Consider the following 21,843-nt stretch of genomic DNA (forward strand, 5'->3'; position numbering starts at 1 on the left):
GAATTTCCCGGGGGGCGTCGCGAGGCGCCCCTTGTCTTTGAGGCCTCCTTTTCTGCTCGCTCCCGCGGCAGCATCCTTCATGTCCAAGACCTTGGCCGACTGGCTGGCCCATTGCGAGCGCCTGCATCCGGTGACGATCGACCTGACGCTGGCGCGCGTGGCGCGTGTTCGCGAGCGCCTCGGCCTGGCCTTCGACGTGCCGGTCTTCACCGTTGCCGGCACCAACGGCAAGGGTTCGACCTGCGCGATGCTCGAGGCCATCCTGCAGCAGGCGGGCTACCGGGTGGGCGTCTACACCTCGCCGCATCTGGTGCATTTCGAGGAGCGCTTGCGCCTGAACGGCGAGATCGTCAAGGAGGCGCAGCTGCTGGCGCACTTCGAGGCGGTCGAAGCCGCGCGGGGCGATGAGCCGCTGACCTATTTCGAGTTCACCACGCTGGCCTTGCTGCACTGCATGGCCGCTCAGCCGCTCGACGCGGTGGTGCTCGAGGTCGGCCTGGGCGGGCGCCTCGATGCCGTCAACGTGATCGACACCGACTGCGCCATCATCACCAGCATCGACCTCGACCACATGGACTACCTCGGCGCCGACCGCGAAGCGATCGGCCGCGAGAAGGCCGGCATCATGCGCGCCGGCAAGCCGGTGGTGGTGTCCGACCCGCAGCCGCCGCAGAGCGTGCTCGATCGGGCGGCCGAGCTGGGTGCGGATCTGTGGTGCTTCGGCCGCGATTTCAACTACGCCGGCGACCGCCAGCAGTGGTCCTGGAGCGGCCGCGCGCGGCGTCACAACTCGCTCGGCTACCCGGCCTTGCGCGGCGCCAACCAGTTGCTCAACGCCTCGGGCGTGCTGGCCGCCCTGGATGCCTTGCGCCCCGTCTTGCCCGTGCCGGCCCAGGCGGTGCGCAATGGCCTGGCGATGGTCGAGCTGCCGGGCCGCTTCCAGATCGTGCCGGGCCAGCCGGCGCTGGTGTTCGACGTGGCGCACAACCCGCATGCCGCGGCGGTGCTGGCACAGAACCTCGATCAGATGGGCTACTACCCGCGCACCCATGCCGTTCTCGGCGCGATGGCCGACAAGGATCTGCCCGGGCTGATCCAGGCGCTGCTGCCGATGGTCGACGCCTGGTATTGCTGCGACCTGCCGACACCTCGTGCGGCCGGTGCAGCCCGTCTGGCCGAGGCGGTCGGCCAGGCCCGGCAGGCGCGGGCGCCGGGCCTGGCACCTCTGCCGACGGCTTCGTGTTCGACCCACGCCGGGCCGGTCGAGGCGCTGGCCGCAGCGGTTTCGGCGGCAGACCCCACTGATAGAATTGTGGTCTTCGGTTCGTTTTTCACAGTGGGTGGCGTTCTGTCGGCCGGCGTGCCACGCCTGGGAAGCGCACACCTCGGTTGAACCGTTCAGGCGGATGCGCACCGGGCGCGTCGCAGCTTGCCGTCATCACCCACGCAATACGGTGCGTCGTTGCCGATCCAGATGGGTTTGTTCTCCTCCTTCCAACGTAAACGCGACCCCCGGCGTCAGCAACGCGCTGCCGTTGCACAAGACGCCGCATCGGCGGAGCGGCTGCGCGTGCGTGCCCGTCGTCGACTGATCGGCGCGGCCGTGCTCGTGGTGCTGGCCGTGATCGCCTTGCCGATGGTGTTCGAATCGCAGCCGCGACCGCTCGACACCTCGATCGCGATCGTGCTGCCGCACAAGGATGCCGTCCAGGCGCCTGCACCCGTCGCGGCGCCGGCGCCGATCCCGGTGCCGCCTCCCCCGCCTGTGCCGACGCTGCCCGATGCCCCGGCGCAGCCGCTGCCACAGGCCGCGCCCCCGTCGTCGACCGCTGCGATCGAGGCAAGTCCGCCACGCCAGCCGGCCGTGACCGCACCGGCGCCGGCGGCCAAGCCGGTGATGGACAACGCTGCAGCGGAAAAGGCTGCAAGAGAACGAGCGGCCCGCGCCGATCGCCTGGCCGCCGAGAAAGCCGCAGAGAAGGCCGCGGAGCGAGCTGCGGAACGGGCTGCCGCCGAGCGTGCGGCGGCCGCTGCGGCTGCCAAGGCGGCCGCCGACAAGGCTCAAGCCGCCGCCGCGAAGGCCGAATCCGGCACGCGGTTCATGGTTCAGGTCGGCGCATTCGCCGAGGCGGCGACCGTGCGCGAGGCTCGCCAGCGCATCGAGAAGCTCGGCCTTCGAGCCACCGAGCAGGACGTCGAGACGGCCGGTGGCCGTCGCACCCGCGTGCGGCTGGGGCCGTTCAATTCGCGCGAAGAGGCCGATCGTGCGCTCGCGAAGTTGCGTGCAGCAGGCCTGCCCGGCGCCGTCGTGCCGCTTTGACGCCCGAATTCATGGCGGGTATCGGGTGGATCGATCTGTTCGTGATCGTGGTCGGGCTGCTGTCGGTGCTGCTCGGCGTCTTGCGCGGGCTGGTGCTGGAGGTGATGTCGGTGATCGGCTGGCTGATCGCCTGGCTGGTGGCGCAGGCCTGGGCTGCGCCGGTCGGGCTGACGGTCGCCTGGATGCCGATGAGTCCGGTGGCCCGCCAGGCGCTGGGGTTCGTGCTGTGCTTCGTGGTGGTCCTGTTTGCGTGGCGCCTGCTGGCCTGGCTGGTCAGCCAGGTGCTCAAGGCCACGCCGCTGGCACCGGTCGATCGCCTGCTCGGTGGCGTCTTCGGTGTCCTGAGGGCGGTGCTGATCGTGCTGGTGCTGGTGACGCTGGCCGGCCTGACGCCCCTGGCACGACAGCCGTTCTGGGCTGAATCCCGCTCGGTGGCCGCGACCGTGTGGCTGCTCGAGGGCATCGCGCCACTGCTGCCCAAGGACTGGACGACACCCGTTCGCGGCGCTGGCCGCGGCTGAACGTGGACAATGCGGACCTGCTGTCGGCAGGCCCGCCTGGTTACCAACCGGTCGAGCGCTCAGCTGACCTACAACTTTCGGAGTGATCGATGTGTGGCATCGTCGGGGTGACTTCCAAGTCGCCCGTCAACCAGTTGATTTATGACGCGCTCTTGCTGCTGCAGCATCGTGGGCAGGATGCCGCCGGCATCGTGACCGCAGTGGGCACCAAGTTCTTCATGCACAAGGCGCGGGGGATGGTGCGCGACGTGTTCCGCACCCGCAACATGCGGGCACTGCCCGGCACGATCGGCCTCGGCCAGGTGCGCTACCCGACCGCCGGCAACGCCTACAGCGAGGAGGAGGCCCAGCCCTTCTACGTCAATGCGCCGTTCGGCCTGGTGCTGGTGCACAACGGCAACATCACCAATGCCCACGCGCTGAAGAAGGAGCTGTTCGGCATCGACCGACGCCACCTCAACACCGAGAGCGACACCGAGGTGCTGATCAACATCCTGGCGCACGAGCTCGAGCTGGCGGCGCGTGATCTGCCGCTGACCGCCGTCGAGGTGTTCAAGGCGATCAGCGCGGTGCACCGCCGCGTCAAGGGCTCGTATGCGGTGGTCGCGATGATCGCCGGCTACGGGCTGGTGGCGTTTCGCGATCCCTACGGCATCCGCCCCCTGTGCATCGGCTCGATGCCCGGCGCCGACGGCACCGAATGGATGATCGCCAGCGAATCGGTCGCCCTCGAAGGCACCGGCCATCATTTCGAGCGCGACATCGCGCCGGGCGAGGCGGTCTTCATCGACATGGACGGCCAGTTGCACGCGCAGCAATGCGCGGTGGCGCCGTCGCTCAATCCGTGCGTGTTCGAGTTCGTCTACCTGGCGCGGCCCGATTCGGTGATCGACGGCATTTCGGTCTATCACGCGCGCCTCAACATGGGCGAGACCCTGGCGCAGCGCGTCATCAACACGCTGCCGCCCAACGAGATCGACGTGGTGATCCCGATCCCCGAGTCGAGCCGGCCGTCGGCGATGCAGCTGGCGCAGAAGCTGGGCAAGCCCTACCGCGAGGGTTTCGTCAAGAACCGCTACGTGGGCCGCACCTTCATCATGCCGGGCCAGTCGGTGCGCAAGAAGAGCGTGCGCCAGAAGCTCAACGCGATCGGCATGGAGTTCAAGGGCCGCAACGTGCTGCTGGTCGACGATTCGATCGTGCGCGGCACCACCTCGAAAGAGATCGTGCAGATGGCGCGCGAGGCCGGCGCCAACAAGGTCTACATGGCGTCGGCGGCGCCGCCGGTGCGGTTTCCGAACGTCTACGGCATCGACATGCCGACCAACTCGGAGCTGATCGCGCATGGCCGCACGACCGAAGAGATCCGTCAGTACATCGGCTGCGACGCGCTGATCTACCAGGACGTCGACGCGATGAAGCGCGCCGTGTCGGCGCTGAACCCGGCGCTGGCGGGCTTCGAGGCCTCGTGTTTCGACGGTCACTACATCACCGGCGACGTCACGGCGGCGGATTTCGACGCCATCCTGACCCAGCGCAGTTCGCAGCCGCAGGACGAAGAGACGGCTGATCGCACCCGTCTGGCGCTGCAGAACGCAAGCGAGTGAAAGGCGCCGACATGAGCCGATCAACCCGAGAGCCCGGCCGCCTGCCGCGCGTCGATCTGCCGACCGATGTCCGGCTGGAAACCATCGCGGTGCGTGAAGGCCTGCCCGCCACGCCCTGGGGCGAGAACTCCGAGGCGCTGTTCCTGACCAGCAGCTTCGTGCATCCCGATGCCGCGACGGCGGCGGCGCGGTTCGCCAATGAAGAAGAGGCGTTCGTCTACAGTCGCTTCACCAACCCGACCACGATGATGATGGAGCGCCGGCTGGCGGCGCTCGAGGGCACCGAGGCCTGCATCGCCACCAGCAGCGGCATGTCGGCCATCATGCTGCTGGTGATGGGGCTGCTGAAGTCGGGCGATCACATCATCTGCTCGCGCAGCGTGTTCGGCTCGACCATCAAGCTGCTGCAGGCCGAGTTCGGCAAGTTCGGCGTGCAGACCACGTTCGTCTCGCAGACCGACGTGGCCGAGTGGCGCGCCGCGCTGCAGCCCAACACCCGGCTGCTGTTTGCCGAGACGCCCAGCAATCCGCTGACCGAGGTCTGCGACATCCGCGCACTGGCCGACATCGCCCACGGTGCGGGCGCGCTGCTGGCGGTCGACAACTGCTTCTGCTCGCCGGCGCTGCAGCAGCCCGTCAAGCTGGGCGCCGACCTGATCATCCATTCGGGCACCAAGTACCTCGACGGCCAGGGCCGCGTGGTGGCCGGTGCCGTCTGCGGCCCGGCGGCGCTGATCGACGGCCCGTTCATGGCCCTGATGCGCTCGGCCGGCATGTGCCTGTCGCCGTTCAATGCCTGGGTGGTGCTGAAGGGACTCGAGACCTTGTCGATCCGCATGAAGGCGCAGAGCGAGACCGCGCTGGCGCTGGCGCAGTGGCTGGAGGTGCAGCCGCAGGTGGCTCGGGTCTATTACCCGGGCCTGCCGTCGCATCCTCAGCACGAGCTGGCGATGGCGCAGCAGGGCGGCTCAGGCGGTGCGGTGGTCAGTTTCGTGACCCGCGGTGACGCGGCCGATGCGGCGCGTGCCAACGCGTTCGCGGTGATCGACGCGACCCGGATCTGCTCGATCACGTCCAACCTGGGCGACACCAAGACCACCGTCACGCACCCGTCGAGCACCTCGCACGGCCGCCTGACCGAGCCGCAGCGCCTGGCCGCCGGCATCACGCAGGGCATGATCCGCGTGGCGGTCGGCCTGGAACACATCGATGACCTGAAGACCGACCTCGCGCGCGGCCTGGCCCTGATCTGAATCCATGACACAAGTTTCCACCCCCGTGCGGACGCGCTTCGCGCCGTCGCCCACCGGCTTCATCCACCTCGGCAACATCCGCTCGGCGCTCTATCCGTGGGCCTTTGCGCGTGCCACGGGCGGCACCTTCGTGCTGCGCATCGAGGACACCGATGTCGAGCGCTCGTCGCAGGCAGCGGTCGACGTCATCGTCGAAGGCATGAAGTGGCTGGGCCTCGACCATGACGAAGGCCCGTTCTTCCAGATGCAGCGCATGGCGCGCTACAAGGAGGTGCTGGCACAACTGGTCGCGCGCGGTCAGGTCTACCCCTGCTACATGAGCATGACCGAGCTCGACGCCCTGCGCGAGCGGCAGATGGCCAACAAGGAAAAGCCGCGCTACGACGGCACCTGGCGGCCCGAGCCCGGCAAGGTCCTGCCCGCGGTGCCCGAAGGCGTCCAGCCGGTGCTGCGCTTTCGCACGCCGCAAGGTGGCTCGGTGATCTGGGACGACAAGGTCAAGGGTCGCATCGAGATCAGCAACGACGAACTCGATGACTTGGTCATCGCGCGCCCGGACGGCACGCCGACCTACAACTTCTGCGTCGTGGTCGACGACATCGACATGGCGATCACGCACGTGATCCGCGGCGACGACCATGTCAACAACACGCCGCGCCAGATCCACATCTTTCGCGCCCTCGGCCAGGAGCCGCCGGTCTACGCGCATCTGCCCACCGTGCTCAACGAGCAGGGCGAGAAGATGAGCAAGCGCCATGGCGCCAAGCCGGTCACGCAGTATCGCGAAGAGGGTTTTCTGGCCGATGCGGTCGTCAACTACCTGGCGCGGCTGGGCTGGAGCCATGGCGACGACGAGATCTTCTCGCGCGCGCAACTCATCGAGTGGTTCAACCTCGATCACCTCGGCAAGAGTGCCGGCCAGTACGACGAAGCCAAGCTGCGCTGGGTGAACTCTCAGCACATGAAGCTGTGCGACAACGGCGTGCTCGCGGGCCTTGTGGCCGAGCAGTTCGCGCGCCGCGAGCTGCTCGTCCCTGTGGACGAGCGGCTGGCGCGGATGTGTGCCTTGTTCAAGGACCGCTGCAGCACCACGGTCGAGTTGGCCGACTGGCTGTCGATGTATTTCGTGCCGATCCAGGCCAGCGAACAGGATCTGGCAGCCCACGTCACGGACGCCGTTCGGCCGGCTCTGCAGACCCTGCGCGACAAGCTCGCTGCGCTGGCCAGCTGGGACAAGGCATCGATCAGCCTGTGCATCAAGGAAACCATTGCAACGCACGCGCTGAAGATGCCGTTGCTCGCTGTTCCGGTGCGGGTTCTGGTCACCGGTCGCGCTCAGACACCGTCGGTCGATGCCGTGCTCGAACTGTTTCAACAAGAGATTGTGCTGAAACGCTTGCAAAGCGTTTGAAGATACTCCATAATTGCATTCTCGCTTGAACGACGAGACGCTCCAAAAAACGGGGGTATAGCTCAGCTGGGAGAGCGCTTGCATGGCATGCAAGAGGTCAGCGGTTCGATCCCGCTTACCTCCACCATAAAAGCGTTTCGTCGTTGATGTGTTGAAGTTTCAGACTCCTTCGTCTAGAGGCCTAGGACACGACCCTTTCACGGTCGTTACAGGGGTTCGAATCCCCTAGGAGTCGCCAAGTTTTGACGTGACTTGGCCTGCGCGGCAAAAGCTGCATAGGTTCGATACGTCACTGCCGTGGAGTGGTAGTTCAGTTGGTTAGAATACCGGCCTGTCACGCCGGGGGTCGCGGGTTCGAGTCCCGTCCACTCCGCCAAGTTTTGCCTGCGGGCCATGCTTAATAATCATGGCCCGTTAGTTTTTAGAAGTTGAAGACTCCTTCGTCTAGAGGCCTAGGACACGACCCTTTCACGGTCGTTACAGGGGTTCGAATCCCCTAGGAGTCGCCAAGGAGTGGTAGTTCAGTTGGTTAGAATACCGGCCTGTCACGCCGGGGGTCGCGGGTTCGAGTCCCGTCCACTCCGCCAACATCATGAAAAGCCGCTGCAAGTTGCTGACTTGCAGCGGCTTTCTTGTATTCAGTCTTCGCCCAATGCGCGTGCGGCACCGGCCAGTGCGGGCGACACGCTGGCGTCGATCACGAAGACCGGAATCCGGGTCAGATAGCCCTTGAAGCGTCCCTTGGATTCGAATCGCTCGCGGAACGCCGAGCGGTCGAAGAAATCGCCCAGACGCGGCACGATGCCGCCGCCCAGATAGACGCCGCCGGTCGAGCCCAGCGTCAGCGCCAGGTTGCCGGCGACGTTGCCGAGAAACGCGCAGAAATGCTGCAGGGCCTCGACGCAAGCCGCGTCGCTGCCATCGAGTGCCTGGCGCGTCACGTCAGCGGGGCTGAGTCGGGCTGACGTCGCCTGGCGGACCTCGCTCACCGCCTCATAGAGGTTGACCAGACCACTGCCCGACAGCGCCCGTTCGGCCGAGACATGTCCGTGGCGCTGGCGCATGACGGCAAGCACCGCCGCCTCACGATCGTCGGCCGCCGCCAGGGTGACATGCCCGCCTTCGCCGGACAGCGCCATCCATCCTTGCCCGCTGTGCAGGAGCCCGGACACGCCGAGGCCGGTGCCCGCGCCCAGCAAGGCGATCGGCCCCTGCGCCAGTGCCGCCTCGCCGCCGAGCTGTCGCAGTTCATGCGGCTTGAGGGAAGGCAGTGCAAGCGCCAGCGCCGTGAAATCGTTGATCACCACCAGGCGCTCGAGTCCCAGCTCGGCCTGCAGGGCCGAGATCGAGAAGCTCCAGTGGTGATTGGTCATGCGCACGTCGTCACCGGTGATCGGGTTCGCGATGCCGAATGCCATCGAGCCGGGTGCGCCCCGGCCGAGGCGCGCCAGATAGGCACGAACGGCATCGGCGAGCTGGGCGTGGTCGGCAGTCGGCAGGGTGTCGACATCCGTGATTGAAGGTTCTTCTCCCGGCGGCGGCGCGCTGGCGATCCAGCCGAAGCGGGCGTTGGTGCCACCGATGTCGGCCACCAGACGGGGATAGGGCGCGTAGGGTTCTGGATGCTTCATGTCATGGGCCGGCGAGGGAGAAAAGGGCTGCGCGCGATGGACGCAAACAAGTGCGCCGCGCATCGTAGCGCGGCGCTGTGCCCGTGTGGCGTGCCTCGGGTTACATGCAGAGAACCACCTGCGAGGCGACTGCCGCCGAGTGCCTCGACGGCAGCCGATTCGACTCAGGCGGCTAGCCGGATCTCGGTGCTGGCGTCGAACAGGTGCACGTCGCCGGCCGACCAGTGCAGGTGCACGTTGTCGCCCACGCGGCGGTCGAGCTTGCCGGGCACACGCGCCACCACCACGCCCGCGCCGGTCTCGACGCTCGCGTAGGTTTCAGGCCCGGTCGGCTCGACCATGCTGATGCGGCCCGGCAGGCCGGCGTCGGCAAAGCTGACCGCCTCGGGGCGCAGACCGTAGATCCAGTCGGTGCCCGTCTGCGCGGCCAGGCTGGCGCGTTCCGGCGCACCGAGTTGCAGGTCGATGCCCTTGGCGTGCAGCCCGCCGGCGGCACGGCTGGCCTGCAGCATGTTCATCGACGGCGAGCCGATGAACTCGGCCACGAATTTGGTGGCCGGGCGGGCATAGATGTCGTCCGGGCTGCCGAACTGCAGCACCACGCCGTCCTTCATCACCGCGATGCGGTCGCCCAGCGTCATGGCCTCGACCTGATCATGCGTGACGTAGACGGTGGTGGTCTTGGTGCGCTGGTGCAGCAGCTTGATCTCGGCGCGCATCTCGACGCGCAGCTTGGCGTCGAGGTTGGACAGCGGCTCGTCGAACAGGAACAGCAGCGGGTCACGCGCCAGTGCCCGGCCCATCGCCACGCGCTGGCGCTGGCCGCCCGACAGCGCGCCCGGTTTGCGTTCGAGCAGGTGCTCGATCTGCAGCATCTTGGCCACGCGCGCCACGGCGGCCTGGCGCTGGGCCGGCGGCACCTTGCGCATCTCCAGGCCGAAGGCGATGTTCTGCGCCACGTTCATGTTCGGGTAGAGCGCGTAGCTCTGGAACACCATCGCGATGTCGCGGTCCTTGGGCAGGGCGTGGGTGACGTCGCGATCGCCGATGTGGATGGTGCCCGAGGTCGGCTCGTCGAGCCCGGCGATCATGTTGAGCAGCGTCGACTTGCCGCAGCCCGACGGCCCGACCAGGATCAGGAACTCGCCCTTTTCGATCTCGATGTCGATGCCCTTGAGGATGTTGACGTCGCCGAAGCTCTTGCGGACGTTGCGGATGGAGAGTGCGCCCATGATCGATCAGCCTTTCACCGCGCCGGCCGTCAGGCCGCGCACAAAGTATTTGCCAGCCAGCACGTAGACGGCGAGCGTCGGCAGTGCGGCAATCAATGCAGCGGCCATGTCGACGTTGTATTCCTTGACGGAACTCGACGTGTTGGCCAGATTGTTCAGACCCACCGTGATGGGCTTGGAGTCGGCGCCGGAGAACACCACGCCGAACAGGAAGTCGTTCCAGATGTTGGTGAACTGCCAGATCACCGTCACCACCAGGATCGGCGTCGACAGCGGCAGCACGATGCGCCAGAAGATCCGGAAGAAGCCCGCGCCGTCGAGCATCGCCGCCTTGATCAGTTCGTCAGGCAGGCCGATGTAGTAGTTGCGGAAGAACAGCGTGGTCGACGCCAGCCCCATCAGCACGTGCACGCAGACCAGGCCCCAGACCGAGTCCGACAGCCCCACCCAGCCCAGCACCTGCGACATCGGCAGCAGCACCACCTGCAGCGGCATGAAGACGCCGAACAGCATCAGCGAGAACAGCAGTTCGCTGCCCTTGAAGCGCCACTTGGTCAGCACGTAGCCGTTGAGCGCGCCCAGCGTGGTCGAGATCGCCACGGCCGGCACGATCATGATCAGCGAGTTGAAGAAATACGGCTTGAGCCCGCTGCAGTCCATGCCGGTGCAGGCGCTGCCCCAGGCCTTGAACCACGAGGTGAAGTCGAGTGCCTGCGGCAGTGCCAGCAGGCTGCCGTTGCGGATCTCGTTCATGTCCTTCAGTGAGGTGACCAGCATCACGTAGAAGGGCAGCAGGAAAAACGCCGCGAACACGGCCAGCAGGCCGAACAGGACGAAACGATGGAAGGTTTTCATGATGTGCCGCCCTTACTTGCGTGACGAGCGCAGCTCGCTGTAGAGATAGGGCACGACGATCGCCGCCACCGTCGCCAGCATGATCGTGGCCGACGCGGCGCCCAGGCCGATCTGGCCGCGGTTGAAGGCCATCGTGTACATGTAGGTGGCCGGCACGTCGGTGGCAAAACCGGGGCCGCCGGCGGTCAGCGCCATCACCAGGTCGAAGCTCTTGATGGCGATGTGCGCCAGCACCATCAGCGTGCTGAAGAACACCGGCCGCAGGCTCGGGATGATGATGCGCAGGTAGATGCGCGGCAGGCTGGCGCCGTCGATCTGGGCCGCCTTGATGATCGACTCGTCGATGCCGCGCAGCCCGGCCAGGAACAGCGCCATCACGAAGCCGGCGCTCTGCCAGACCCCCGCGATCACGACGGTGTAGATCGCCATCTCCGGGTCGACCAGCCAGTCGAAGCTGAAGTTCTCGAAGCCCCACTGGTGCATCAGGTGCTCGATGCCCAGGCCCGGGTTCATGATCCATTTCCACGACGTGCCGGTGACGATGAACGACAGCGCCATCGGGTACAGGTAGATCGTGCGCAGCACGCCTTCGGCGCGGATCTTCTGGTCCAGCAGCACCGCCAGGAACAGGCCGACGACCATCGCGAAGCCGATGAACAGCACCGAGAAGATGCCCAGGTTCTTGAGCGCGACCATCCAGCGCTCGCTCTCCCAGAGGATGGCGTACTGCTCCAGGCCGACAAATTCGTAGTTCGGCAGCAGCCGCGAGGCCGACACCGAGAGGTAGCCGTTCCAGGCGATCAGGCCGTAGATGAACAGGAAGGACAGGACGAAACTGGGTGCCAGCACGATGCGTGGCAACCAGCGGTCCAGCCGCACGCTGGCGGTCGATCTCGACATGGTGTGGTTCTCCCCGGGGCGGCACGGCGGGTCAGCCGCGGCGTTTCGAGAGTCAAAGAGAGTGGGCGCGGGCCGCAACGGGCCGCACCGGGTGCCGGCAGCGAGCACGAAGGCCCGATGCCGGCACGGCAAGATGCCTTGCGGAGCGGGCCTTGCGCCCGCTCCGGCCGGCCAGACTTACTTGGTCTTGGCGGCGGTGGCGATCTTGGTGACCGCGTCCTTGGCGCTCATCTTGTCGTCGTTCCAGAACTGGCTGACGACGTCCTGGATCGCGCCTTGCGCGGCCGACGAGACGGCCATGCCGTGGGCGATCGACGGCACCAGCGAGCCGCCCTTGTTGGTGGCGACGAAGTCGTTGCTCGACAGCTTGGCGCAGTCGTCGAACTTGGTCATCGGCATGTTCAGGCGCACCGGGATCGAGCCCTTGTTGAGGTTGAACACCTCCTGGAACTCGGGCGACAGGATGGCGGCAGCCAGGTCCTTCTGGGCCTTGACCTTGTCGTCGCCCTTGACCTGGAACATCGCGAACGAGTCGACGTTGAAGGTGAACGACTTGGCGGTGCCGGGGGCGGCGGCGCACAGGAAGTCCTTGCCCGGCACCTTGCCGGCGGCGACGAACTCGCCCTTGGCCCAGTCGCCCATCAGCTGCATGCCGGCTTCGCCCTTGATGACCATCGCGGTCGCCAGGTTCCAGTCACGGCCCGGGGCGTTCTTGTCGGTGTAGGTCTTGACCTTCTTGAAGGTGGTCATGACCTTTTCCATCGTCGCGCTGGTCAGGCTGGCCTGATCGAGCTGCACCAGGGCCTTCTTGTAGAAGTCGGCGCCACCGACGCCCAGCGCCACGCTCTCGAAGGTGGTGAAGTCCTGCCACGACTGGCCGCCGTGGGCCACGGGGATGATGCCGGCGGCCTTCAGCTTGTCGGCGGCGACGAAGAACTCGTCCCAGTTGGTCGGCAGCTTGGCGCCGGCCTTCTTCAGGGCTTCGGGGTTGGCCCACAGCCAGTTGACGCGGTGCACGTTGACCGGCACGGCGACGTACTTGCCCTTGTACTTCATGACGTCGGCGACCACCGGCGGCAGCAGGGTGTCCCACTTCTCGGTCTTGGCGGTTTCGTCGAGGTTGGTCAGCACGCCTTCACGCGCCCATTCCTGGATCGACGGGCCCTTGATCTGGGCCGCGGCCGGGGCGTTGCCCGAGACCACGCGCGACTTCAGCACCGTCATGGCCGATTCGCCACCGCCGCCGGCGACCGCGAAGTCCTTCCAGCTGTGACCCTGCTTCTCGAGCTGGGCCTTGAGCGCAGCGGCCGACTTGGCCTCGCCGCCCGACGTCCAGTAGTGCAGCACCTCGACTTCGCCGGCTTGCGCCACGCCGTTGAGGGTGATCACAGCGGCGGTGGCCAGCAGGGTGCGGGCCAAGGTCATTTCCATCTTGTTCATGTGCGCTATCTCCGTGGGGTGGGGTGCCGCTGGTTGCGGTCTGGGACACCGTTTTGACTGCGGGTCGGACCCTCCGACCCCTCAGCAGGAGCGAAGATTAATGTGTCGTTAAAGTATTAATAATTGGTGAAAACCCGATTCACGTTTCGATTGCGCCAGATCCGCCGCCGGTCGTCCGGCCTGCAGGGCCCGGGCTCTTGAGCGGCTGCTGGGCCAGCGGCAGGCGGATCTGCATCCGCACGCCGTGCGGTCGCAAGGCCGACAGCGTGACGCTGCCCTGGTGCCGCTCGACGATCTCCTTGACGATCGCCAGCCCGAGTCCGCAGCCGCTGCCTTCGGTGGTGCCGCGGAAGAAGCGCTCGAAAACCTGTTGCGCCATCGCCGGCGCTATGCCGGGGCCGTTGTCGTCGACTTCGACCAGGATCACGCCGTGGTCGGGGCCGAGGCAGCGCACGGTGACTTCCGCGCCGCGGCCGGCGTAGCGGATCGCGTTGTCGATCAGGTTGATCAGCGCCTCGCGCACCAGCAGCGGCTGGCCGAGCACCGGCAGCGCCACGTCGTCGGCGGTGGCGCTGTCGTCCATGCCCAGGTCGATACCGGCCTTGAGGGCGCGCGGCACCAGTTCGGCGGTCAGTTCGTGGACCAGCCGGCGCAGGTCGAAACAGACCCGGCCGAGCGCGGCGCTGGATTCGGGTTCGGCGCGTGCCAGCGTCAGCAGTTGTGTCACCAGATGGGCGCTGCGGGTGGCGCTTTCGTGCACCCGTTCGAGCCGGGTGCGCAGCGCCGGATCGGTGGTTTCCTTGAGCGCCAGTTCGGTCTGGCCCTTGAGCCCGGCCAGCGGCGTGCGCAACTGGTGGGCGGCGTCGCTGATGAAGCGGCGCTGGTTCATGACGTTCTCGTGCACGGCAGCCAGCAGGGCGTTCATCGCGCCGGCCAGGTCGCGCACTTCCTCGGGGGCCGAATCGAGCTCGATCGGCGCCAGGTCGTTGGCTGCGCGCCCGCTCACCGCATCACGCAGCCGCGCCAGCGGCGCCAGGCCGGTGCGGATGCCGATCCAGACCAGCGTCCACATCGCCGCCATCAGCAGCGACAGCGGCAGCGCGGTGTCGAACAGCAACTGCCGCGCCAGAGCCTCGCGGCTGACCCGGCTCTTGGCGACCTGCACCAGCATGCGCTGCGGCTGATCCGGCTCGCCCCAGTTGAGCGTGATGGCGGCCACCCGCACGGCGGTCACGCCCTCGGCGGTGTCGATGCGGGCGTCGTAGAACACCGGCTGGCCGATCGGTGTCGGCTCGTCGGCCGGCGGCAGCGGCAGCTTCAGGTTGCCGAGGATGAACTCGCCCGGCGGCGTGCTGACCATGTAATAGACGCGGTCGTCCGGATCGGTCTCGATGATGTCCTTGGCGGCCCTCGGAAAGTCGACGTACAGGCCGCTTCCGACTGGCTTGACCTGGCGCGCCAGCGCGCGCGACGACAACGACAGGCTGCGGTCGTTGGCCAGGTTGGCGTAACGCAACGCGACGTTGTAGCTGACCACGGCGGCGGCCAGCCACAGCACCAGTTGCGGCAGCACCAGCCACAGCAGCAGGTGACGATGCAGCGAGCTGCGTCCCGGCGAGAAGACCGGCAGTCGATGGAGCAGGCGATGCGGCACGGCCATGGGCCCGCAGTGTGGACGGGCGCCGGTGCGCTGTCAGTCCTGGGTTTCGAGCAGGTAGCCCAGGCCGCGCACGGTGCGGATGCCCACGCCCGAGCCTTCGAGCTTGCGGCGCAGGCGGTGGATGTAGACCTCGAGCGAACTCGGCCCACCGCTCTCGGACAGGTCGGCCGACCAGGCCTGCGCGATCTGTTCCTTGGTGATGACCTTGCGGCGCTGGCTCAGCAGCAGATCGAGCAGCAGCCACTCGCGCGGCGACAGCTCGATCGGCTGGCCGGCCACCGTGGCGCGGCGGGTGTCGCGGTCGAACTGCAGCTGCGCCACCACCGTGGCCGCCGGGCTGTCGTCCGTCGAGGCGGACGCCGGCTCGCCACCTTGCGAGCGGCGCAGGACGGCGCGGATGCGAGCCTCGAGTTCGGGGAAGTCGAACGGCTTGGTCAGGTAGTCGTCGGCGCCGGCATTGAGCCCGGCGACCCGGTGCTCGAGGCCGTCGAGCGCCGTCAGGATGATCAGCGGCAGCTTGGGTTTGGCCTGGCGTACCCGCGAAACCACGGTCAGCCCGTCGACCATCGGCAGGCCGAGGTCGACGATGCCGACGTCGAAGGACTGGCGGATCAGCAGGTACTCGGCCACCGCGCCGTTGTCGGCCACCTCGACCTCGAAGCCGGCGGCCTGGAGGTTGGCCGACAGGGCGTCGGCCAGGATGGCGTCGTCTTCGGCCAGCAGGGCGCGCACGTCGGCTCGCCTTGGGTTCAGGTGCTCTCGGCGCCGCTGCTGCTCACCATCACATGGCTGAAGCCGCCATCGACGTAGGTGATTTCGGACGTCATGCCCGAGGCCAGGTCGGAGAGCAGGAAGGCGGCGACGTTGCCGACCTCGTCGATCGTGACCGTGCGGCGAATCGGCGCGTTCTGCGAAAACAGCGCCAGCAGCTTGCCGAAGTCCTTGATGCCGCTGGCGGCCAGGGTCTTGATCGGGCCGGCCGAGATGCCGTTGACGCGGATGCCGCGCGGGCCCAGGTTCGACGCGAGATAACGCACGCTGGCTTCGAGCGCGGCCTTGGCCAGGCCCATGGTGTTGTAGTTCGGCACCACGCGCATCGCGCCCAGGTAGCTCAGCGTCAGCATCGAGCTGCGTTCACGCAGGTGGGGCAGCGCTGCCTTGGCCATGGCCGGGAAGCTGTAGGCCGAGATGTCGAGGGCGATGCGGAACGACTCGCGGCTCAGGCCTTCGATGAAGTCGCCGGCGATGGCCTCGCGCGGCGCGAAGCCGATCGAGTGCACGAAGCCGTCGAAGCCGCCTTCCCAGTCTTTGGCCAGGTCGGCAAACATGCGATCGATCTGTTCGTCGCTGCCGACGTCGCAGTCGTAGATCAGCTTGGAATCGAATTCGGCTGCGAACTCGGCCGTGCGTTCCTTGAAGCGTTCACCCACGTAACTGAAAGCGAGTTCGGCGCCTTCGCGGTGGCAGGCGCGCGCAATGCCGTAGGCAATCGAGCGGTTGGACAGCAGTCCGGTGATCAGAAGGCGCTTGCCAGCGAGAAAGCCCATGAGGTCTCCATGCGAAATGAGCGGCAGATTCTCGCATGCAATGTTGGCAAACTTCACGTGTTGTTGCCCGAATGGCGACTGTCGAGTATCATCCCGCTTTCGCGAGAAACGCTGATCGGGCGATTGGGCGGAGGCATCCAGCCCATTTTTTTTGCGCGAATCCTGGTGGCATACACCGCAGTTGCCCCGCTGGGGGCGAGTGATGCGGCAGCCGGCTTGCGTGGTGTGCAAGATGCGTCATGGCATCTTGCGGGCACTGCGCGGCTTCGGGCTGCCTTTGGTCTTGCCGTGTGCGCAGGCCAGGTGGTTCGGTTTGACAACGTGAGGCATGGGTAGGTATTGATGAATTGGCAGCAGGCCGTCGAGACGACAGTGACCGGGATGGGCTATGAGCTCGTCGAGTGCGAGCGCAGTGCCCGTGGTTTGTTGTGCGTCTACATCGATCGTGTGCCTGGCTCCGTTTATCTGACCGGCCCGGGCGAATTCGTATTGGTTGAAGACTGCGAGCTGGTGACGCGACAGTTGCGTTATCTGTTCGAGGTCGAGAACGTCGACTATTCCCGGCTCGAGGTGTCCTCGCCGGGTCTGGATCGGCCCTTGCGCAAGGTCGGTGACTTCCTGCGTTTCCTGGGCTCCGATGTCGATGTGACGCTCAAGGCCCCGTTCCAGGGGCGCAAGAATTACCGCGGCCTGCTCAGGCAGGCGGGCGACACCCCGGAGCAGGGCTTCGAGCTGGTGTTCCAGGACGGCAAGGAAGACAAGGTGTTGGGCTTTGCGCTCGACGAGGTCCGCGAGGCACGTCTGGTGCCGGTGGTGGACTTCAAGGGCCGCATGCGGCAGACGGCCGATGCACCCCAGGGTGCGGCCCAGGAAACCGGAGGTCACGAAGAATGAACCGCGAATTGTTGATGCTGGTGGACGCGATCTCGCGTGAGAAGAACGTCGACCGCGAGGTGGTGTTCGGCGCTGTCGAGGCTGCGCTGGCCTCTGCCACCAAGAAGCTTTATGAAGGCGAGGTCGACATCCGTGTCGCCGTCGATCGTGACACCGGGGTCTACGAGACCTTCCGCCGCTGGCACGTCGTTCCCGACGAGGCCGGTCTGCAGCTGCCCGAGGCCGAGATCCTGCATTTCGAGGCCAAGGAACAGATCGACGACATCGAGGTGGACGACTACCTCGAGGAATCGGTCGAGTCGGTGCCGATCGGCCGCATCGGTGCACAGGCTGCCAAGCAGGTGATCCTGCAGAAGATCCGCGACGCCGAGCGCGAGCAGCTGCTCAACGACTTCATGTCGCGTGGCGAGAAGATCTTCGTCGGCACCGTCAAGCGCCTCGACAAGGGCGATCTGGTGGTCGAGAGCGGGCGCGTCGAGGGCCGCCTGCGGCGCAGCGAGCTGATCCCGAAGGAAAACCTGCGCACCGGTGATCGCGTGCGCGCCATCATCGTCGAGGTCGATCCGACCCTGCGTGGTCCGCAGATCGTGCTGTCGCGCTCGGCGCCCGAATTCATGATCGAGCTGTTCCGCCTGGAAGTGCCCGAGATCGAACAAGGCCTGCTCGAGATCAAGAGCTGCGCGCGTGACTCCGGTTCGCGCGCCAAGATCGCCGTGGTCTCGCATGACCGGCGCGTCGATCCGATCGGCACCTGCGTCGGCGTGCGCGGCTCGCGTGTCAATGCCGTCACCAACGAACTGGCGGGCGAGCGGGTCGACATCGTGCTGTGGTCGGAAGATCCGGCGCAGTTCGTGATCGGCGCGCTGGCTCCGGCGAACGTGCAGTCGATCGTCGTCGACGAGGAAAAGCATGCGATGGACGTGGTGGTCGACGAGGAAAACCTCGCGATCGCGATCGGTCGCGGTGGCCAGAACGTGCGGCTGGCGTCCGAGCTGACCGGCTGGCGCATCAACATCATGACGGCCGAAGAATCGCAGGCCAAGCAGGCCACCGAGAGCGACTCGATCCGCAAGCTCTTCGTCGACAAGCTCGACGTCGACGAGGATGTGGCCGACATCCTGATTGCCGAGGGCTTCACCAGCCTCGAAGAAGTGGCCTACGTGCCGATGCAGGAAATGCTCGAGATCGAGTCGTTCGACGAAGATACCGTGCACGAGCTGCGCACCCGCGCCAAGGATGCCCTGCTGACGATGGAAATCGTCAACGAGGAGAAGGTCGACGAGGTGTCGCAGGATCTGCGTGATCTCGAGGGCCTGAATGCCGAGCTGATCGGCAAGCTCTCCGATGGTGGCATCCACACACGTGACGATCTGGCCGATCTGGCTGTCGACGAGTTGACCGAAATGACCGGCATCGACGACAACGCCGCCAAGGCCCTGATCCTCAAGGCCCGTGAACATTGGTTCACGGCCTGACCCCGACGCTGACCGACGCCGCACCACGCACGTCTCCCAAGGAAAACACCACATGGCAGTGACTACCGTTGCCCAGTTCGCCACCGAGCTCAATCGCCCGGCGTCGACACTGCTTGAGCAACTTCAACACGCGGGTGTGAGCAAGGCCTCGGCAAGTGACCCGCTCACCGATACGGACAAGGAAAAGCTCCTGGCCTATCTGCGTACCTCGCATGGCACCAGCGGTGCCGACCGCAAGAAGATCACGCTGACGAAGAAATCGACCAGCGAGATCAAGCAGGCCGATGCGTCCGGCAAGGCCCGCACGATCCAGGTCGAGGTGCGCAAGAAGCGCGTGTTCGTCAAGCGCGACGATCCGACGGGTGCCTCGTCCGAATCGCACGATTCGCAGGACGTGCAGGAGCTGAGTGCGGCAGAGGAAGCCGAACTGCAGCGCCGCGAAGAAGAGGCGCTGCGCGAGGCCGAGGCCCTGCGCCGGCAGCAGGAAGAAGAAGCCGCGCAGCGTCAGCGTGCGGCTGAAGAGCAGGCCCGCCAGGAGCGTGAGGCGCGTGAGCGCGCCGAGCGTGAGGCGGCCGAGCGCGCAGCCGCCGAGGCCGCGGCCCGCGTCGCCGCCGAAGCCGCCGCCGCATTGGCTGCTGCGGAGAAAGCCGCTGCCACGGCCCCTGCGCCAGCTCCGGTTGCCGCAGTGGTTCCGAAGGCTCCGGCGCCCGCCCCCGTGGTGGCGGCGCCGACGCTCGCCGTGGCTTCGTTGGGTGCAAAACCGGTCGCTCCGGCGCCGACTTCTGGGATGCGTGTGATCAAGGCAGCTGACATCGTCGCGGGTGAGGCACAGAAGCAGATCGATCTGGACAAGCGCCGCAAGGCTGCCGAAGCCGAGGCCGCTGCGATCCGCGCCATGATGGCGGCGCCCAAGAAGGTCATGGTCGCCAAGAAGCCGGAAGAGCCCAAGCCGGTGGTTCCCGCTGCGGGCGCTGTCGGCAAGGACGGCATCAAGGGCACGATCCATCGTCCGAAGACCGCTGCCGGTGCGCCTGCACCGGGTGCCGCGCCGGGCGCGGCAGCCAAGCCGGGCGAGAAGAAATCGGTCAAGTCGGAAAAGCTCTCCTCGAGCTGGGCCGACGACGCCAAGAAGCGTGGCGCGGCCGCGCCTGCCAGCAAGGGCCGTGCACCCGACGTGCGTGGCGGCTGGAAGGCGCCGGGCGGCGCGCGTGGTGGCCGTCGTGGCGATCGCGGTGGTGCGGTCTCGAACTTCACGCCGCCGGCCGACGTGCAGATCCACGAGGTCCACGTGCCCGAAACCATCTCGGTGGCCGATCTGGCGCACAAGATGTCGGTCAAGGGCTCCGAGGTCATCAAGCAGCTGATGCGGTTGGGCCAGATGGTCACGATCAACCAGCAGCTCGACCAGGAGACCGCGATGATCGTGGTCGAGGAAATGGGCCACAAGGCGTTTGCCGCCAAGCTCGACGATCCGGACGCGTTCCTCGAAGAAGAGAACCTGGCCGAAGCCGGCGAATCGCTGCCGCGCCCGCCGGTGGTCACGGTCATGGGTCACGTCGACCACGGCAAGACCTCGCTGCTGGACTACATCCGCACCTCCCGCGTGGCAGCGGGCGAAGCCGGCGGCATCACGCAGCACATCGGCGCCTATCACGTCGAGACGCCGCGTGGCGTGATCACCTTCCTCGACACCCCGGGCCACGAAGCCTTCACGGCCATGCGTGCCCGCGGTGCCAAGGCGACCGACATCGTCATCCTGGTGGTGGCTGCCGACGACGGCGTGATGCCCCAGACCAAGGAAGCGATCGCCCACTCGAAGGCGGCCGGCGTGCCGATCGTGGTGGCGATCAACAAGATCGACAAGCCCGACTCCAACCTCGACCGTGTTCGCAGCGAACTGGTGGCCGAAGGGGTGGTGCCTGAAGAGTTCGGCGGCGATGCACCGTTCTGCCTGGTGTCGGCCAAGACCGGCCAGGGCATCGACACGCTGCTCGAGCAGGTGCTGCTGCAGGCCGAGGTGCTCGAACTGAACGCCCCGCAGGAAGCGCTGGCCAAGGGCCTGGTGATCGAAGCCCGTCTCGACAAGGGCCGCGGCCCGGTCGCCACGGTGCTGGTGCAGTCGGGCACGCTCAAGCGTGGCGACGTGGTGCTGGCCGGCCAGAGCTACGGCCGCGTGCGCGCCATGCTCGACGAGACCGGCAAGGCCGCGCAGGAAGCCGGCCCGTCGATCCCGGTCGAGATCCAGGGTCTGACCGAGGTCCCGTCGGCCGGCGACGAGTTCATGGTGCTAGCCGACGAACGTCGTGCCCGTGAGATCGCCACCTTCCGCCAGGGCAAGTACCGCGAGGTCAACCTCAACCGCCGCCAGGCCGCCAAGCTCGAGAACATGTTCGAGAACATGGGCCAGGGCGCCGCACAGACGCTGGCACTGATCATCAAGGCCGACGTGCAGGGTTCGCAGGAGGCACTGGCTGCTTCGCTGCTCAAGCTGTCGACCGACGAGGTCAAGGTTCAGATCGTGCATGCCGCGGTGGGCGGCATCAGCGAGTCCGACGTCAACCTGGCGCTGGCTTCGAAGGCGGTCATCATCGGCTTCAACGTGCGCGCCGATGCCGGTGCGCGCAAGCTGGCCGATGGCAACGACGTCGACCTGCGCTACTACAACGTCATCTACGACGCGGTCGACGAGATCAAGTCGGCGATGTCGGGCATGCTGGCGCCCGAGCAGCGCGAAGAGGCGATCGGCACCGCCGAGATCCGCACGGTGTTCGTGGCAACCAAGATCGGCACCATTGCCGGCTCGATGGTCACCTCGGGCCTGGTGCGCCGCAACTGCCGCTTCCGCCTGCTGCGCAACAACATCGTCATCTACACCGGCGAAGTCGATTCGGTGCGCCGCCTGAAAGACGACGTCAAGGAAGTCAAGGAAGGCTTCGAGTGCGGTATCAAGCTCAAGAACTACACCGACATCGCTGAAGGCGATCAGCTGGAGTTCTTCGAGATCAAGGAAGTGGCACGAACGCTGTAAGGCGGACTTGCTCTCACCCGAACAAGCCCCGCCCTCTGACAAGAAGGTGGGGCTTGTCCGTTGGGAGCT

Annotated in this window: 17 protein-coding genes and 5 tRNA genes; 14 read left to right on the forward strand and 8 right to left on the reverse strand. The window is 66.6% G+C overall.

The window, feature by feature from the left end; genetic code table 11:
* Positions 1 to 79 precede the first annotated feature (79 nt).
* The 11 genes from folC to LCHO_RS08455 all read left to right on the forward strand — a co-directional run bounded on the left by folC (position 80) and on the right by LCHO_RS08455 (position 7,699).
* Complete coding sequence (gene folC / locus LCHO_RS08405) at positions 80 to 1,393, forward strand: bifunctional tetrahydrofolate synthase/dihydrofolate synthase (protein WP_012346713.1); 1,314 nt, start codon at positions 80 to 82, stop codon at positions 1,391 to 1,393.
* A gap of 69 nt (positions 1,394 to 1,462) precedes the next feature.
* Positions 1,463 to 2,320: an SPOR domain-containing protein gene (locus tag LCHO_RS23690; protein ID WP_190274843.1), complete on the forward strand. Its 858-nt coding sequence runs from the start codon at positions 1,463 to 1,465 to the stop codon at positions 2,318 to 2,320.
* Between the two features lie 11 nt (positions 2,321 to 2,331).
* Positions 2,332 to 2,841: a CvpA family protein gene (locus LCHO_RS08415; RefSeq protein ID WP_012346715.1), complete on the forward strand. Its 510-nt coding sequence runs from the start codon at positions 2,332 to 2,334 to the stop codon at positions 2,839 to 2,841.
* A gap of 89 nt (positions 2,842 to 2,930) precedes the next feature.
* Entirely contained in the window at positions 2,931 to 4,448 is a 1,518-nt protein-coding gene (gene purF / locus LCHO_RS08420; RefSeq protein WP_012346716.1) for an amidophosphoribosyltransferase, read from the forward strand.
* Between the two features lie 11 nt (positions 4,449 to 4,459).
* A complete protein-coding gene (locus LCHO_RS08425; protein ID WP_012346717.1) occupies positions 4,460 to 5,701 on the forward strand; it encodes an O-succinylhomoserine sulfhydrylase in 1,242 nt (413 codons plus the stop codon).
* 4 nt (positions 5,702 to 5,705) lie between these two features.
* Positions 5,706 to 7,112, forward strand: coding sequence for a glutamate--tRNA ligase (gene gltX / locus LCHO_RS08430; protein ID WP_012346718.1), 1,407 nt, complete (start codon positions 5,706 to 5,708; stop codon positions 7,110 to 7,112).
* Between the two features lie 51 nt (positions 7,113 to 7,163).
* Positions 7,164 to 7,239, forward strand: a tRNA-Ala gene (locus LCHO_RS08435).
* 35 nt (positions 7,240 to 7,274) lie between these two features.
* A tRNA-Glu gene (locus LCHO_RS08440) sits at positions 7,275 to 7,350 on the forward strand.
* Positions 7,351 to 7,411: 61 nt separating this feature from the next.
* Positions 7,412 to 7,488, forward strand: a tRNA-Asp gene (locus tag LCHO_RS08445).
* 57 nt (positions 7,489 to 7,545) lie between these two features.
* Positions 7,546 to 7,621: transfer RNA gene (locus LCHO_RS08450), tRNA-Glu, on the forward strand.
* Position 7,622: 1 nt separating this feature from the next.
* Positions 7,623 to 7,699 (forward strand) — tRNA-Asp (locus LCHO_RS08455).
* Positions 7,700 to 7,750: 51 nt separating this feature from the next.
* On the opposite strand, the gene LCHO_RS08460 is transcribed toward LCHO_RS08455, so the two are convergent.
* The 8 genes from LCHO_RS08460 to fabI all read right to left on the reverse strand — a co-directional run bounded on the left by LCHO_RS08460 (position 7,751) and on the right by fabI (position 16,377).
* Positions 7,751 to 8,743, reverse strand: a complete 993-nt coding sequence (locus tag LCHO_RS08460; RefSeq protein WP_012346719.1) for a glucokinase — start codon at positions 8,741 to 8,743, stop codon at positions 7,751 to 7,753.
* Between the two features lie 164 nt (positions 8,744 to 8,907).
* On the reverse strand, positions 8,908 to 9,975 hold the full coding sequence (locus LCHO_RS08465) for an ABC transporter ATP-binding protein (protein ID WP_012346720.1): 1,068 nt from the start codon (positions 9,973 to 9,975) through the stop codon (positions 8,908 to 8,910).
* A 6-nt stretch (positions 9,976 to 9,981) separates the two neighbouring features.
* Positions 9,982 to 10,830 carry a carbohydrate ABC transporter permease gene (locus LCHO_RS08470; RefSeq protein ID WP_012346721.1) on the reverse strand — a complete coding sequence of 283 codons (849 nt, stop codon included), beginning with the start codon at positions 10,828 to 10,830 and terminating at the stop codon, positions 9,982 to 9,984.
* Positions 10,831 to 10,842: 12 nt separating this feature from the next.
* Positions 10,843 to 11,730, reverse strand: coding sequence for a carbohydrate ABC transporter permease (locus tag LCHO_RS08475; RefSeq protein ID WP_012346722.1), 888 nt, complete (start codon positions 11,728 to 11,730; stop codon positions 10,843 to 10,845).
* A gap of 177 nt (positions 11,731 to 11,907) precedes the next feature.
* The gene (locus LCHO_RS08480; RefSeq protein WP_050757473.1) at positions 11,908 to 13,155 is read right to left on the reverse strand and encodes an ABC transporter substrate-binding protein; all 1,248 of its coding nucleotides are present in this window, start codon (positions 13,153 to 13,155) and stop codon (positions 11,908 to 11,910) included.
* 154 nt (positions 13,156 to 13,309) lie between these two features.
* Positions 13,310 to 14,830, reverse strand: coding sequence for a sensor histidine kinase (locus LCHO_RS08485; RefSeq protein ID WP_012346724.1), 1,521 nt, complete (start codon positions 14,828 to 14,830; stop codon positions 13,310 to 13,312).
* A gap of 33 nt (positions 14,831 to 14,863) precedes the next feature.
* Positions 14,864 to 15,562, reverse strand: a complete 699-nt coding sequence (locus tag LCHO_RS08490) for a response regulator transcription factor (protein ID WP_012346725.1) — start codon at positions 15,560 to 15,562, stop codon at positions 14,864 to 14,866.
* A gap of 17 nt (positions 15,563 to 15,579) precedes the next feature.
* A complete protein-coding gene (gene fabI, locus LCHO_RS08495; RefSeq protein ID WP_012346726.1) occupies positions 15,580 to 16,377 on the reverse strand; it encodes an enoyl-ACP reductase FabI in 798 nt (265 codons plus the stop codon).
* A gap of 342 nt (positions 16,378 to 16,719) precedes the next feature.
* On the opposite strand from fabI, the gene rimP reads away from it, so the two are divergent.
* Genes rimP through infB form a run of 3 tightly spaced genes read left to right on the forward strand, consistent with a single transcriptional unit; the run spans position 16,720 to position 21,774 of the window.
* The gene (gene rimP / locus LCHO_RS08500) at positions 16,720 to 17,271 is read left to right on the forward strand and encodes a ribosome maturation factor RimP (protein WP_012346727.1); all 552 of its coding nucleotides are present in this window, start codon (positions 16,720 to 16,722) and stop codon (positions 17,269 to 17,271) included.
* The gene (gene nusA, locus LCHO_RS08505) at positions 17,268 to 18,746 is read left to right on the forward strand and encodes a transcription termination factor NusA (RefSeq protein ID WP_012346728.1); all 1,479 of its coding nucleotides are present in this window, start codon (positions 17,268 to 17,270) and stop codon (positions 18,744 to 18,746) included. Before rimP ends, nusA begins: the two co-directional genes overlap by 4 nt.
* 52 nt (positions 18,747 to 18,798) lie before the next feature.
* A complete protein-coding gene (gene infB / locus LCHO_RS08510; protein WP_012346729.1) occupies positions 18,799 to 21,774 on the forward strand; it encodes a translation initiation factor IF-2 in 2,976 nt (991 codons plus the stop codon).
* Positions 21,775 to 21,843 lie beyond the last annotated feature (69 nt).

The organism is Leptothrix cholodnii SP-6, from assembly GCF_000019785.1.
Lineage (GTDB): Bacteria > Pseudomonadota > Gammaproteobacteria > Burkholderiales > Burkholderiaceae_C > Sphaerotilus > Sphaerotilus cholodnii.

Coding starts and splice junctions, on each gene's coding strand:
- folC (WP_012346713.1), top strand. CDS start 80: ATGTCCAAGACCTTGGCCGACTGGCTGGCCCATTGCGAGCGCCTGCAT.
- LCHO_RS08415 (WP_012346715.1), top strand. CDS start 2,332: ATGGCGGGTATCGGGTGGATCGATCTGTTCGTGATCGTGGTCGGGCTG.
- purF (WP_012346716.1), top strand. CDS start 2,931: ATGTGTGGCATCGTCGGGGTGACTTCCAAGTCGCCCGTCAACCAGTTG.
- LCHO_RS08425 (WP_012346717.1), top strand. CDS start 4,460: ATGAGCCGATCAACCCGAGAGCCCGGCCGCCTGCCGCGCGTCGATCTG.
- gltX (WP_012346718.1), top strand. CDS start 5,706: ATGACACAAGTTTCCACCCCCGTGCGGACGCGCTTCGCGCCGTCGCCC.
- LCHO_RS08460 (WP_012346719.1), bottom strand. CDS start 8,743: ATGAAGCATCCAGAACCCTACGCGCCCTATCCCCGTCTGGTGGCCGAC.
- LCHO_RS08465 (WP_012346720.1), bottom strand. CDS start 9,975: ATGGGCGCACTCTCCATCCGCAACGTCCGCAAGAGCTTCGGCGACGTC.
- LCHO_RS08470 (WP_012346721.1), bottom strand. CDS start 10,830: ATGAAAACCTTCCATCGTTTCGTCCTGTTCGGCCTGCTGGCCGTGTTC.
- LCHO_RS08475 (WP_012346722.1), bottom strand. CDS start 11,730: ATGTCGAGATCGACCGCCAGCGTGCGGCTGGACCGCTGGTTGCCACGC.
- LCHO_RS08480 (WP_050757473.1), bottom strand. CDS start 13,155: ATGACCTTGGCCCGCACCCTGCTGGCCACCGCCGCTGTGATCACCCTC.
- LCHO_RS08485 (WP_012346724.1), bottom strand. CDS start 14,830: ATGGCCGTGCCGCATCGCCTGCTCCATCGACTGCCGGTCTTCTCGCCG.
- fabI (WP_012346726.1), bottom strand. CDS start 16,377: ATGGGCTTTCTCGCTGGCAAGCGCCTTCTGATCACCGGACTGCTGTCC.
- rimP (WP_012346727.1), top strand. CDS start 16,720: ATGAATTGGCAGCAGGCCGTCGAGACGACAGTGACCGGGATGGGCTAT.
- nusA (WP_012346728.1), top strand. CDS start 17,268: ATGAACCGCGAATTGTTGATGCTGGTGGACGCGATCTCGCGTGAGAAG.
- infB (WP_012346729.1), top strand. CDS start 18,799: ATGGCAGTGACTACCGTTGCCCAGTTCGCCACCGAGCTCAATCGCCCG.